Source organism: Nocardioides sp. zg-DK7169 (assembly GCF_013155365.1).
Taxonomy (GTDB): domain Bacteria; phylum Actinomycetota; class Actinomycetes; order Propionibacteriales; family Nocardioidaceae; genus Nocardioides.
This window is the reverse complement of sequence record NZ_JABJRA010000011.1, coordinates 84444-95984: the sequence shown is the minus strand read 5'-3', so window position 1 is coordinate 95984 and position 11541 is coordinate 84444. Positions and strand designations below refer to the sequence as shown.

Sequence of the window (11541 nt, the reverse complement as noted above, 5' to 3'; positions counted from 1 at the left end):
AGAGTCGCCCGTGCCTGCCACTCAGCCCGCGCCGCAGCCCGGCAAGACCGACCCGTCGATCATCCGCAACTTCTGCATCATCGCGCACATCGACCACGGCAAGTCCACGCTGGCCGACCGCATGCTCCAGCTCACCGGCGTCGTCGACGAGCGGGCCGCCCGTGCGCAGTACCTCGACCGCATGGACATCGAGCGCGAGCGCGGCATCACGATCAAGAGCCAGGCCGTGCGGATGCCGTGGACCGCGCCGGAGGGCAACGAGCAGGGCGCCGAGCCGGGCACCTACGTGCTCAACATGATCGACACCCCCGGGCACGTCGACTTCACCTACGAGGTGTCGCGCTCGCTGGAGGCCTGCGAGGCCGCGGTCCTGCTGGTCGACGCCGCCCAGGGCATCGAGGCGCAGACGCTGGCCAACCTCTACCTGGCGATGAACGCGGACCTGCACATCATCCCGGTCCTCAACAAGATCGACCTGCCCAGCGCCAACCCCGACAAGTACGCCGCGGAGCTCGCCGGCCTGGTCGGCTGCGAGCCCGAGGACGTGCTGCGGGTCAGCGCCAAGAGCGGCATCGGCGTCGAGGAGCTGCTCAACGAGATCGTCAAGCAGACCCCCGCGCCCGTCGGCGACCCCGACGCGCCGGCGCGCGCGCTGATCTTCGACTCCGTCTACGACACCTACCGCGGCGTGATCACCTACGTCCGCGTCTTCGACGGCAAGCTCAACCACCGCGACAAGATCAAGATGATGTCGACCGGCGCGACCCACGAGATGCTCGAGGTCGGCGTGATCAGCCCCGAGCAGGTCAAGACCAGCGAGATCGGCGTCGGCGAGGTGGGCTACCTGATCACCGGCGTGAAGGACGTGCGCCAGTCGCGCGTCGGTGACACGGTCACCACCCAGCACGGCTCGGCCACCGAGTCGCTCGGCGGCTACCAGCACCCGAACCCGATGGTCTACTCCGGGCTCTACCCGATCGACGGCGACCAGTACCCCGACATGCGCGAGGCGCTGGAGAAGCTCCAGCTCAACGACGCGGCGCTCACCTTCGAGCCGGAGACCTCCGGCGCGCTCGGCTTCGGCTTCCGCTGCGGCTTCCTGGGCCTGCTGCACATGGAGATCACCCGCGACCGCCTGGAGCGGGAGTTCGGCCTCGACCTGATCTCCACCGCGCCCAACGTGGTCTACGAGGTGCTCATGGAGGACGGTAGCGAGGTCACCGTCACCAACCCCAGCGAGTACCCCGAGGGCAAGATCGCCGAGGTCCGCGAGCCGGTCGTGAAGGCGACCGTGCTGAGCCCCGCGGACTACATCGGCACGATCATGGAGCTGTGCCAGCAGAAGCGGGGCACCCTGCAGGGCATGGACTACCTGTCCGAGGACCGCGTCGAGATGCGCTACATCCTGCCGATGGGCGAGATCGTCTTCGACTTCTTCGACCAGCTGAAGTCGCGCACCAAGGGCTACGCCTCCCTCGACTACGAGCGCACCGGCGAGCAGGCCGCCGACCTGGTCAAGGTCGACATCCTGCTCCAGGGCGAGCCGGTCGACGCCTTCTCCGCGATCGTGCACCGCGACGCGGCGTACGGCTACGGCGTGATGATGGCCGGCAAGCTCAAGGACCTGATCCCGCGCCAGCAGTTCGAGGTGCCGATCCAGGCCGCGATCGGTGCCCGCGTGATCGCCCGCGAGAACATCCGCGCGATCCGCAAGGACGTGCTCGCCAAGTGCTACGGCGGCGACATCACCCGCAAGCGCAAGCTGCTGGAGAAGCAGAAGGAGGGCAAGAAGCGGATGAAGATGGTCGGCCGCGTCGAGGTCCCCCAGGAGGCCTTCGCCGCCGCGCTCTCCAACACCCCCGCGGCGGACAAGAGCAAGAAGTGACCCTGCGGTGAGGCTGCCCGCGGGGCTGCTGGCGTACGCCGCCCGCGGTCCCGCGTGGGCGGACTGGCTCGACGCCCTGCCCGCCCTGCTGCGCGAGCTGCACGAGGAGTGGCAGCTCACCGGTGACGGCGAGGCGACCCACGGCCACACCGCCGTGGTCCTCCCGGTCCGCACCGCCGGCGGGCGCCCCGCGGCGCTCAAGGTCGGCTTCCCGCACGAGGAGGCCGAGCAGGAGCACCTGGCGCTGCAGCACTGGCACGGTCGCGGTGCCGTGGAGCTGCTGCGCGCGGACCCGCACCGCTCGGCGCTGCTGCTGGAGCGGCTGCACCGCGAGGACCTCACCGAGCGGTGGGACCTGGAGAGCTGCGAGGTGGTTGCCGGGCTCTACGCGCGTCTCCACGTGTCGGCTCCGGGCAGCATCCGCCGCCTCGCGCCGTACGTCGTGCGCTGGGCCGACGAGCTCGCGGCGCTGCCGCGGGACGCGCCGCTGCCGCGGCGGCTGGTCGAGCAGGCCGTGAGCAGCGCCCGCGACCTGGCGGCGCAGGAGGTGCCCGGGGGCGAGCGGCTGCTGCACACCGACCTCCACGACGCCAACGTGCTGGCCGGCTACCGCGAGGAGTGGCTGGCCATCGACCCCAAGCCGCTGGTCGGCGACCCTCACTACGAGCCGGCGCCGCTGCTGTGGAACCGCTGGGAGGAGCTGCGCTCGGGTCCCGGTGGCGTGCGCGACGGGCTGCGGCGGCGCTTCCACACCGTTGTCGACACTGCCGGTCTCGACGAGCACCGGGCACGCGACTGGGTGGTCGTGCGGATGCTCGTCAACGCGCTGTGGCGCCTGCAGGACCCTCCGGGTGCTGCTCGCACGGTCACCACCGACGACTGGCTCACCCGCTGTGTCACGGTCGCCAAGGCCGTGCAGGACTAGCGCCGAGCGCGAAGACCAGCGCGCCGAGGCTGCGGGGGAGAGGATGGGCACGTGGAGAACGCACGCGTGATGTCGGTGAACCTCGGGCAGCCCGAGGGCGGTGAGTGGACCGGGCGGGTCGGGCGGACGGCGATCCGCAAGTGCGGGACCGACCGGCCGGTCCGGGTGCTGCGCAGCGGCCTGGCCGGGGACAGTGTCTGCGACACCAAGTACCACGGGAGCCCCGACAACGCGGTCTACGCCTTCGCGCGCGAGGACCTCGACCGGTGGGGCCGCGAGCTCGGCGCCCCGCTGCCCGACGGGCAGTTCGGCGAGAACCTCACCACCCACGGCATCGACGTCAACGCCGCCCTGATCGGCGAGCGGTGGCGGGTCGGGACCGCGCTGCTCGAGGTCGCCAAGGTGCGGACGCCGTGCAAGGTCTTCGCCGGCTTCATGGAGCAGACCGGTCACGACTCGACGGGCTGGATCAAGCGCTTCGCCCGCGACGGGCGCCCGGGGCCCTACCTGCGGGTGCTGGAGGAGGGCGTGGTCCAGACGGGGGACCCGATCGTGGTCGAGCACCGCCCCGAGCACGAGGTGAGCGTGGCGATGGTCTTCCGTGCGCTGACCACCGAGCGCGAGCTCACCGCCCAGGTGCTGGGCGCGGAGGCGCTCTCGGACACCGTGCGCACGGTCCTCGAGGCCCGCGCGCCGCGGGCGTGAGCTCGCCGCACTAGCACCTGACGCGGCGGACGTGTCCGGATCTATCGATCCGGTTTTTGTGATTCGGGTTACCCGCGGGTTACGAAGTGACGTAGGTTACGGGAACCCATCGCCGCGCGGGAGGGCCAACGGCCGATGTGTCGGGTGCCCTCCCTGTCCACTGCCAGGAGTGACATGCCCGCGAACCACGACCCCACCTTCGTCGATCATCTTGCGCCGAACATCGCCGTCCAGTTCCTCGACCGGGTCGCGAAGTCGCCCGACGTCGAGGCCTTCCGCTACCCCCGTCCCGACGAGACCTGGGAGTCGGTGACCTGGCGCCAGACCGGCGAGCAGGTCCGCGAGCTCGCCGCCGGGCTGCTGTCCCTCGGGCTGGAGTCGGAGCAGCGGGTCGGCATCGCCTCCGGCACCCGCTTCGAGTGGATCCTGGCGGACCTCGCGGTGATGTGTGCCGGCGGTGCGACGACGACCGTCTACCCCAGCACCAACGCCGACGACGTCGCCTACATCCTCAGCGACTCCGAGAGCCGCATCGTCTTCGCCGAGGACGCCGAGCAGCTCGCGAAGCTCCAGGCGCACCGCGCCGACATCCCCACCGTCTCCAAGGTCGTGCTCTTCGACGGCCAGGGCGACGGCGACTGGGTGATCACCCTGGCCGAGCTGGCCGAGCTCGGCCGCCGCCACCTCGCCGAGCACCCGACCGCGGTCGAGGACGTCGCCAAGTCGATCGCCCCCGACCAGCTCGCGATGCTGATGTACACCTCGGGCACCACCGGCCGCTCCAAGGGCGTGCGGCTGCTGCACCGCTCGTGGGTCTACCAGGGCGCGGCCATCGAGGCCCAGGACATCCTGCACGAGGACGACCTGCAGTTCCTGTGGCTGCCGATGGCGCACGCGTTCGGCAAGGTCCTGCTCGCCGCCCAGCTGGCCTGCGGCTACGCCACCGCCATCGACGGGCGCATCGACCGCATCGTCGACAACCTCGCGGTCGTCAAGCCGACCTTCATGGGCGCCGCCCCGCGCATCTTCGAGAAGGCGCACGGCAAGATCGTCACCATGCAGGCCGCCGAGGGCGGGCTGAAGGAGAAGATCTTCCTCAAGGCCTTCGTCGTCGGCAACCAGGTCGACCGGCTCAAGCGCGCCGGCAAGCCCGTGCCGTTCGCCCTCGGCGTGCAGCACAAGCTGTTCGACCGGCTCGTGTTCAGCAAGGTCCGCGACCGCTTCGGCGGTCGGGTCCGCTTCTTCATCTCCGGCTCCGCGGCCCTCAACCCCGAGATCGCGGAGTGGTTCCACGCAGCCGGCATCCTCATCCTCGAGGGCTACGGCATGACCGAGAACGCCGCCGGTGCGGCCGTCAACCACCCCAGTGGCTACAAGATCGGCACCGTCGGGCCCGCACTGCCGGGCTCGGAGATCCGCATCGGCGAGAACGACGAGGTCCAGCTGCGCGGCCCCCACGTGATGGCGGGCTACCACAACCTCCCCGAGGAGAGCGCCAAGGCGTTCACCGAGGACGGCTGGCTGCGCACCGGCGACAAGGGCAGCCTCGACGAGGAGGGCTACCTGACCATCACGGGCCGGATCAAGGACCTCTTCAAGACCTCGGGCGGCAAGTACATCGCGCCGTCCGCGATCGAGTCGAAGTTCAAGGCACTGTGCCCCTACGTCAGCCAGTTCATGGTCTTCGGCGACGAGCGCAACTACGTGGTCGCGCTGATCACCCTCGACCCGGACGCGATGGCGGCCTGGGCGCAGGAGAACGGCATGGCCGGGGCCTCCTACACCGACATCGTCCGCTCCGACGCGGTCCGCACGATGATCGGCGGGTACGTCGAGGAGCTCAACAACCGCCTCAACCGCTGGGAGACCATCAAGAAGTGGGACATCCTGGACCACGACCTCACCATCGAGTCCGGTGAGCTCACGCCGTCGCTGAAGGTCAAGCGCAACGTGGTCGCGCAGAACAACGCCGATCGGATCGCCTCCTTCTACGGCTGATCCCGGCCCGCTCCCTCCGGTTCTGCTCGTCGGCACGACCACGGCCCGCCCGGTCCTCCGGGCGGGCCGTGGTGCGTCCCGGGACGGTGGTGGCGAGGGATCGACGAGCCCGACCGACGGGGGCGGGGGCGCGGGTCGACGGTGTCGGTGCCGCGACCTATGGTGGAAGGAGCGGTCGGACCTGCGCCACGGCCGCCCGCAGATCCCGGGTTGATTTCATCGAACATGTGTTCGATGATGGGGGCGTGGTCATCTCCGTCTCCTCCCCGGCCGCCGCGGCCGATGAGATCCGCCGGCTGCGCGAGCGCATGCAGCGGATGAGCGACGGCGTGCCGCGACGGGCCCTGGACTCCCACCCGGCCCTCGCCGGGGTGCTCCAGCTGCGCGCCGGCGGGACCTACGAGGTCGACAGCACGGTCCTGGCGCTCGCACTGATGGCCGGCCCCTCGGCCGCCGGCGCCTGGAGCGCGGTCCTGGGGATGCCCGACCTCGGCGTCGAGGCGGCCGCCGAGCTCGGCGTGGTGCTCGAGCGCACGGTGCTGGTCCCCGACGCCGGCTCGCTGTGGCTGGAGGCCACGGCCGCCCTGGTCGACGTGGTGCAGGTCGTCGTGGTGCGCCCGCCCGGTCGGGTCTCCGAGCGCGACGCCGCCACCTTGTCGGCGCGGCTGCGCACCCGCGGCTCGGTGCTGGTGGCGTGCGGCCCCTGGCCGCGCAGCGAGGCACGGCTCTCCCTGGAGCAGTCGCGCTGGGCGGGCGTCGACGCCGGCACCGGCCACCTGCGCTCGCGCAAGATGGTGGTCGCGGTGCAGCGCGGCGCCGCTCCCGCGCGCCGGGCGCCGCTGTGGTTCCCGGCGCCCGACGGCGTCGTACGACGTGGCGAGCCGGTGCTCGCTCCCGCGGCTGCGGTGCGCGAGGCCGGCTGATGAGCGCGACGACGACCCGCCCGCGCACCCGCGTGCTGGTCCTGTGGTGCCCCGACTGGCCGGTGGTCGCCGCGCTGGCCGAGGAGGGCAGGCCCGCCCACCTGCCGGCCGCGGTCCTGGTCGCCAACACCGTGCAGTCCTGCAACGACGCCGCCCGCGGCTTCGGCGTACGCCGTGGCATGCGCCGGCGCGACGCGCAGTCGCGCTGCCCCGAGCTGCTGGTGCTGGGCGCGAACCCCGACCGCGACGCGCGCTCCTTCGAGGACGTCCTGGCCGCGTTGGAGGAGCTCCAGCCGGGGGTGGCGCCGCTGCGCCCGGGGCTGGTCGCGCTGCGCTCGCCGGGCCGCTACTACGGCGGCGAGGCCGAGGCGGCGGCGGTCTTCGCCGAGCGGCTGGTGGCGCTCGGGGTGTGGGACTGCCGCGCGGGCGTCGCCGACGAGCTCTTCACCGCCGAGCAGGCCGCCCGCCGGGCCCGGCCCCAGGAGAGCACCGTGGTGCCGGTGGGGGAGTCCGCGGCGTTCCTGGGCGAGCTGCCGGTCGAGGTGCTCGAGGACCCCGACGCGGTCGGCCTGCTGCGCCGTCTCGGCCTGCGCACCCTCGGCGCGCTCGCGGGGCTGCCGCCGGCCGACGTGCGCGCCCGGTTCGGGGCCCGCACCGCCTGGGTGCAGCAGGTCGTCCTCGGCGAGGACCACACCCTGCTCGCCGGGCGCACCCCACCGCCCGACCTGACCCGCGAGATCACCTTCGAGCCGCCGCTGGACTCCGCCGAGACCGTCTGCTTCAGCGCCCGGCGCACCGCCGAGGAGCTGGTCGCCTCCCTGGCCGCGCGCAACCTGGCCTGCACCGAGGTGCGGGTGGAGGTCGAGTGCGAGGGGAGGGTGGTGTCCTCGCGCAGCTGGCTGCACCCGCGCTGGTTCGGCGCCTCCGACCTCGTCGACCGGCTGCACTGGCAGCTGCAGGGCGGGTTCCGCGGCGGCTCGGTGCCGGCCCCGGTCGAGCTGGTCCGGCTGCTGCCCGAGACCGTCGTGCCGGAGTCGGTCCACGCCGACGGGCTGTGGGGCGGCACCGACGAGCGCGTCGAGCGCGGCATCGCGCGGGTGCAGGGCATGCTCGGCCACGAGGCGGTGGTCGCGCCGGTGCTCCAGGGCGGCCGCTCGCCGGCAGAGCGCCAGCGACTGGTCCCGTGGGGGGAGCGGCCCAGCGACCTGCGCCCGCGGGAGCTGCCCTGGCCCGGCAGCATCCCGCCGCCCGCCCCGGCCCGGGTGCTCCAGACCCCGTGGCCGGCCGAGGTGCTGGGCACGGACGGCGCCGTCGTGGTCGTCGACGAGCGGGGCGCGACCAGCGGCGCCCCGGCCCGGTTCCGCCCCGGGCCCGCAGACGGGTGGCAGCAGGTCGCCGCCTGGACCGGGCCGTGGCCGGTGGAGGAGCTGTGGTGGGAGACGCCCCCGGGGGTGGCGCCGCGCCGCATCGCCCGCTTCCAGCTCGTGGGCGTCGACGGCCGGGCCTGGCTGCTCACCTACGACAGCACCGGGGACACCTGGTGCACCGAGGCGGCGTACGACTGATGGGCCGAATCTGATGGGCCGGATCTGATGGGCTGGAACAACCCGCAGATGCCGTGGGGCGAGCTCGAGCGCCGGCTCTCCGGGCGGGTCCGCGCCGGGCAGGACGACGCACCGGTGTCGCGGCGCCGCCAGCGCGCGAGCACCGGCGACGTGCCGCGCCCCGACGTCGTCGCCACGCCGTACGCCGAGCTGCACTGCCACAGCAGCTACAGCTTCCTCGACGGCGCCAGCACCCCGGACCAGCTGGTGCGCGAGGCGCTGCGCCTGGGTCTGCACGGTCTGGCGATCACCGACCACGACGGGTTCTACGGCGCGCCGCTGTTCGCCGAGGCCGCCCAGCTGCACGCGCGCGGCGACGGCCGGGACCTGCGCACCGTCCACGGCGCCGAGCTGTCCCTCGGGCTGACCCGGCCCCAGCTGGGTGTGGCCGACCCGGAGGGCACCCACCTGCTGGTGCTCGCCCGCGGGGTGGAGGGCTACCACCGGCTGGCCTCCGCGATCACCGAGGCCCAGCTGCGCGGCGACGAGAAGGGGCGGCCCGACTACGACCTCGAGGAGCTCGCCGAGCGCGGACGGGGCCATTGGCTGGTGCTGACCGGCTGCCGCAAGGGCGCCGTCCGCCAGGCGCTCGCGGGGCCCACCCCCGACCCGCGCGCGGCGGCCGCCGCGCTGGACCGCCTCGTCGACCTCTTCGGTCGCGAGCACGTCGTGGTCGAGCTGAGCGACCACGGGCTGCCGCTCGACAGCGCCCACGACGACCTGCTGGCGGCCATCGCCCGGGACCGGGGGCTGCCGTGCGTGGCCACCAACAACGTCCACCACGCCCGCCCCGAGGGGCACCGGCTGGCCGGGGCGATGGCCGCCATCCGGGCCCGGCGCAGCCTCGCCGAGCTCGCCGGCTGGCTGCCGCCCTCGGGTGGCGCGTGCCTGCGCTCGGGGGAGGAGATGGCGCGCCGCTACGCGCGCCACCCCGGGGTCGTGCAGCGCTCGGTGCAGCTCGCCGACGAGCTCGCCTTCGACCTGCAGAAGGCCAGCCCGCGCCTGCCCAAGCGCAACATCCCCGCGGGCCACACCCCGATCAGCTGGCTGCGCGCGCTCACCGAGCGCGGCTTCGCCGAGCGCTACGCCGGGACCCCGCTGGAGCACGACGCCCGGCTCAAGGTCGACCACGAGCTGGAGGTGATCGAGCGCAAGGACTTCGCCGGCTACTTCGTCATCGTCCACGACATCGTCGAGTTCGCCCGCTCCCAGGGGATCCTGTGCCAGGGCCGGGGCTCGGCGGCGGCCTCCGCGGTCTGCTTCGCGCTCGGGATCACCGCCATCGACCCGGTCTACTACCGCCTGCCGTTCGAGCGCTTCATCTCCGAGCACCGCGACGAGGAGCCCGACATCGACGTCGACTTCGACTCCGACCGGCGCGAGGAGGTGATCCAGTGGGTCTACGACAGCTACGGGCGCCGCAACGCCGCGCAGGTCGCCAACGTCATCGGCTACCGGCCCAAGATGGCGGTGCGCGACGCCGCCAAGGCGCTCGGGCACTCGCCGGGCCAGCAGGACGCCTGGTCCAAGCAGATCACCAGCTGGAGCCGCATCGAGGTGCCGCCGCGCGACGGGGACGGCGAGCGGGACGCGGACGGGCGCGGCGAGCACGAGATCCCCGCGGCGGTCGTCTCCCTCGCCGAGCAGCTGCTGGGCGCGCCGCGCCACCTCGGCATCCACTCCGGCGGGATGGTGCTCACCGAGCGCCCGATCGGTGAGGTGTGTCCGATCGAGCGCGCCCGGATGGACCGGCGCACCGTGCTGCAGTGGGACAAGGACTCCTGCGAATACATGGGCCTGGTCAAGTTCGACCTGCTCGGGCTCGGGATGCTCAGCGCCCTGGACCACATGATGCGCATCGTCGGCGACCACCTGGGGGAGCGCTGGGAGCTGGCGACGGTGCCCAAGGAGGAGCCGGCGGTCTACGACATGCTCTGCCGCGGCGACTCCGTCGGCGTGTTCCAGGTGGAGAGCCGCGCGCAGATCGGCACCCTCCCGCGGCTGCGGCCCCGGGAGTTCTACGACCTGGCGATCGAGATCGCGCTGATCCGGCCGGGCCCGATCCAGGGCGGCGCGGTGCACCCCTACATCCGCCGCGCCACCGGCCGCGAGCCGGTCGACTACCCGCACGCCTCGCTGGTGCCGGTGCTGGAGCGCACCAAGGGGGTGCCGCTGTTCCAGGAGCAGCTGATGGACATGGCCCGCACCCTCGGCGACTGCACCCCCGACGAGGCCGACCTGCTGCGCCGCGCGATGGGCTCCAAGCGCGGGGTGGAGCGGATCGAGTCGATCAAGGACAAGCTGTTCGCCGGGATGGCGGCCAAGGGGATCACCGGCGAGGACGCCGAGGCGATCTACGTCAAGATCCTCTCCTTCGCCAACTTCGGCTTCGCCGAGAGCCACGCGCTGTCCTTCGCCAAGCTCGTCTACGCCAGCTCGTGGTTCAAGCTGCACTACCCGGCAGCGTTCCTGGCGGCGCTGCTGCGGGCCCAGCCGATGGGCTTCTACTCCCCGCAGTCGCTGACCGGCGACGCCCGTCGCCACGGGGTGGAGGTGCTGCGCCCGGACCTGGTGCGCTCCGCGGCGCGCGCCGACCTCGAGCTGCGCCCCGGCGCCGTGCCCGGGCCGGTCGGGCCGGACGCCTGCCTGCGCGACCAGGGCCGCACCGAGTGGGTCCCGGGGACCCCCGACCCGACCCCCGCGCACCGCCGCGACACGGCGTACGCCGTGCGGCTGGGGCTGGACTCCGTGCGCGGGATCGGCGTGGACGTCGCCGAGCGGATCGTGGCGGCGCGCGCCGAGCGGCCCTTCACCGACCAGGCCGACCTCTCGCGCCGGGCGCGGCTCGACACCCGCCAGCTCGAGGCGCTGGCCACGGCCGGGGTCTTCGACGACAGCGGGCTGAACCGGCGCCAGGCGCTGTGGAACGCCGGGTGGACCGAGTCGCCCGACCAGCTCGAGGGGCTGCGCGTCGCAGCGCCAGCGCCGATGCTGCCCGAGATGGACGCGGTCGAGACCACGGTGGCCGACCTGTGGGCCACCGGGATCACCCCCGAGGGGCACCCGTTCACCCACCTGCGCGAGCACCTGCGCCGCTCCGGCCTGCTCTCGGTGGCCGACCTGCGCACCGCCGAGGCGGGACGCCGGGTCACCGTCGCCGGGCTCGTCGTCCACCGCCAGCGCCCGGGAACCGCGGGCGGCACGACCTTCCTCAACCTCGAGGACGAGACCGGCATGCTCAACGTCATCTGCAGCACGGGGCTGTGGCGACGCCACCGCAGGACCGCGATGTCGGCCGCGGGCATGGTGATCCGGGGCATGCTCGAGCGCTCCGACGGGGTCACCAACCTCGTCGCGGACCGGCTCAGCCCGCTGGAGGAGCTCTACCCCCAGGCCGGCGCCGCCCTGCGCGCCCGCCACCGCTCCCGCGACTTCCAATGAGCCGCGGGCACGACGGTCGAGTGGGGCGGTCGTGAGGAGGGCCCAGCTCGACCGAGCGTC

Annotated in this window: 7 protein-coding genes; all 7 read left to right on the top strand. The window is 73.1% G+C overall.

Annotated features, from left to right (window positions below):
- Window positions 1-10 precede the first annotated feature (10 nt).
- Window positions 11-1885: a translation elongation factor 4 gene (gene lepA, locus HOQ23_RS16540; RefSeq protein WP_172215822.1), complete on the top strand. Its 1875-nt coding sequence runs from the start codon at window positions 11-13 to the stop codon at window positions 1883-1885.
- A 7-nt stretch (window positions 1886-1892) separates the two neighbouring features.
- Entirely contained in the window at window positions 1893-2810 is a 918-nt protein-coding gene (locus tag HOQ23_RS16535; RefSeq protein WP_172215820.1) for an aminoglycoside phosphotransferase family protein, read from the top strand.
- A gap of 51 nt (window positions 2811-2861) precedes the next feature.
- Window positions 2862-3515 (top strand): MOSC domain-containing protein, encoded by a 654-nt coding sequence (locus HOQ23_RS16530; protein ID WP_367650543.1) that lies wholly within the window; start codon window positions 2862-2864, stop codon window positions 3513-3515.
- Between the two features lie 174 nt (window positions 3516-3689).
- Entirely contained in the window at window positions 3690-5513 is a 1824-nt protein-coding gene (locus HOQ23_RS16525; protein WP_172215817.1) for a long-chain fatty acid--CoA ligase, read from the top strand.
- A gap of 245 nt (window positions 5514-5758) precedes the next feature.
- Window positions 5759-6436 carry a hypothetical protein gene (locus HOQ23_RS16520; RefSeq protein WP_367650542.1) on the top strand — a complete coding sequence of 226 codons (678 nt, stop codon included), beginning with the start codon at window positions 5759-5761 and terminating at the stop codon, window positions 6434-6436.
- On the top strand, window positions 6436-8001 hold the full coding sequence (locus HOQ23_RS16515; RefSeq protein ID WP_172215816.1) for a DNA polymerase Y family protein: 1566 nt from the start codon (window positions 6436-6438) through the stop codon (window positions 7999-8001). Before HOQ23_RS16520 ends, HOQ23_RS16515 begins: the two co-directional genes overlap by 1 nt.
- Window positions 8002-8028: 27 nt before the next feature.
- Window positions 8029-11481: an error-prone DNA polymerase gene (locus HOQ23_RS16510; protein ID WP_172215815.1), complete on the top strand. Its 3453-nt coding sequence runs from the start codon at window positions 8029-8031 to the stop codon at window positions 11479-11481.
- Window positions 11482-11541 lie beyond the last annotated feature (60 nt).

What these genes read in the sequence shown, in the direction of transcription:
- HOQ23_RS16510 (WP_172215815.1), top strand. Translation starts at nt 8,029, where the DNA reads ATGGGCTGGAACAACCCGCAGATGCCGTGGGGCGAGCTCGAGCGCCGG.
- HOQ23_RS16525 (WP_172215817.1), top strand. Translation starts at nt 3,690, where the DNA reads ATGCCCGCGAACCACGACCCCACCTTCGTCGATCATCTTGCGCCGAAC.
- HOQ23_RS16515 (WP_172215816.1), top strand. Translation starts at nt 6,436, where the DNA reads ATGAGCGCGACGACGACCCGCCCGCGCACCCGCGTGCTGGTCCTGTGG.